At 60.8% G+C, this 1579-nt stretch carries 2 pseudogenes; both read left to right on the top strand.

Features of this window, described 5'->3' with window-relative positions:
• Positions 1-15: 15 nt before the first annotated feature.
• Positions 16-150, top strand: a pseudogene (locus tag DBR24_RS13180) (PAAR domain-containing protein); the annotation flags it as partial.
• Positions 151-361: 211 nt separating this feature from the next.
• Positions 362-1309: pseudogene (locus tag DBR24_RS13175) on the top strand (TonB-dependent receptor family protein); the annotation flags it as partial.
• Positions 1310-1579: the final 270 nt, after the last annotated feature.

Raw genomic sequence — 1579 nt, 5'->3', positions numbered from 1 at the left:
CAAAGGAGTGACAACATGAAAGACGCCATTCGCTTGGGCGACTCCACCACTCACGGTGGCAAGGTCCTCGAAGCGTTCTCCCGGACCGACCTCAACGGTAAGCCGATTGCCGGGGTTGGTCACAAGGTCAGTTGCCCCCTGTGCAAGGGGCAGCGGTCTGGAGTATCAGATCAACGAAGGTTCGGTAACCCTTGCGCCTGCCGCGACTTCCGCCGCCAGCAATGGCCCGCTGGAGCTCGGCGTGACCGACATCAAAGTGGTCGGCGACTGGCTCGGTGACGCCGACGCCGCTGTGGTGCAGAACCACCCCGGGGCGCGCACGGTGATCCGCCGCGAAGCGATGGTCGAGCAGGGCGCGAACGTCGACAACAAAATCGACGTCGGCAACTGGACCGTCACCCCAGGCATTCGCTTCGAACACATCAGCACCGACTGGCATGACCGCGCCGTGCTCGATACCGCCGGCAAACCGGTACAGGCGAAAAACCGCAGCATCGAAAGCAATGAACCGTTGCCGGCGCTGAGCGTGATGTATCACCTGTCGGATGCGTGGAAGCTGTTCGCCAACTACGAAACCTCGTTCGGCAGCCTGCAGTATTTTCAGTTGGGGCAGGGCGGCTCGGGTGATCAGACTGCCAATGGCCTGGAACCGGAAAAAGCCAAGACCTACGAGATTGGCACGCGCTACAACGATGATGTGTGGGGCGGTGAGGTGACGCTGTTCTACATCGACTTCGACGACGAACTGCAATACATCAGCAACGACGTGGGCTGGACCAACCTCGGCGCGACCAAGCACCAGGGCATCGAAGCCTCGATGCACTACGACATGGCGGCGCTGGATCCGCGTCTTGACGGCCTGACCGCCAACGCCGGTTTCACTTACACCCGTGCGACCTACGAAGGCGAAATTCCGGGCTTCAAAGGCCGTGATCTGCCGTTCTATTCGCGTCAGGTGGCGACCGTCGGTTTGCGTTACGACATCAACCGCTGGACCTACAACATTGACGGTTTTGCCCAGTCCAAACAGCGTTCGCCGGGCACCGGGGTCAACGCAGATGGCAGCTTCAACGGCAACTACATCACCGAAGGCACGGCCGACGGGCAGTACGGCGACATCCCGGGTTACGTGACCTGGAACGTGCGCGGGGGTTACGACTTCGGGCCGCAGGTGTCGAACCTGAAGTTGGGTGCCGGGGTGAAGAACGTCTTCGACAAGCAGTACTTCACCCGTTCGAGTGATAACAACTCGGGGATGTATGTGGGGGCGCCGAGGACGTTTTTTGTGCAGGCCAGTGTGGGGTTTTGATTGATTGGCTGATTGGGTGAATATCCGTTGCTGCGGGTGTTGCTGCTGGCGGTTCCGCCCTTACGGCGGGTCACTTTTTCCAGACGCCGGAATGCCGGCCCAGCGAAAAAATAACCAAAAAGGCTTTACCCTGACGTTCGGCCCTCGCCGTGGCTCGGGTCCCTTCGCTCCGGGATTGATCCGGGGGCATCGCCTCCGGTTTGCTGCGCTGCACCTCCTCTCGATGTGTTTGGCTGCGCCAAACGGTCGCTACGCTCCCACCCCCGGATC

This window comes from Pseudomonas sp. HMWF006, from assembly GCF_003061205.1.
GTDB lineage: Bacteria > Pseudomonadota > Gammaproteobacteria > Pseudomonadales > Pseudomonadaceae > Aquipseudomonas > Aquipseudomonas monsensis.
The sequence above is the reverse complement of the archived record's forward strand: the minus strand, read 5'-3'. Positions and strand labels throughout refer to the sequence as shown.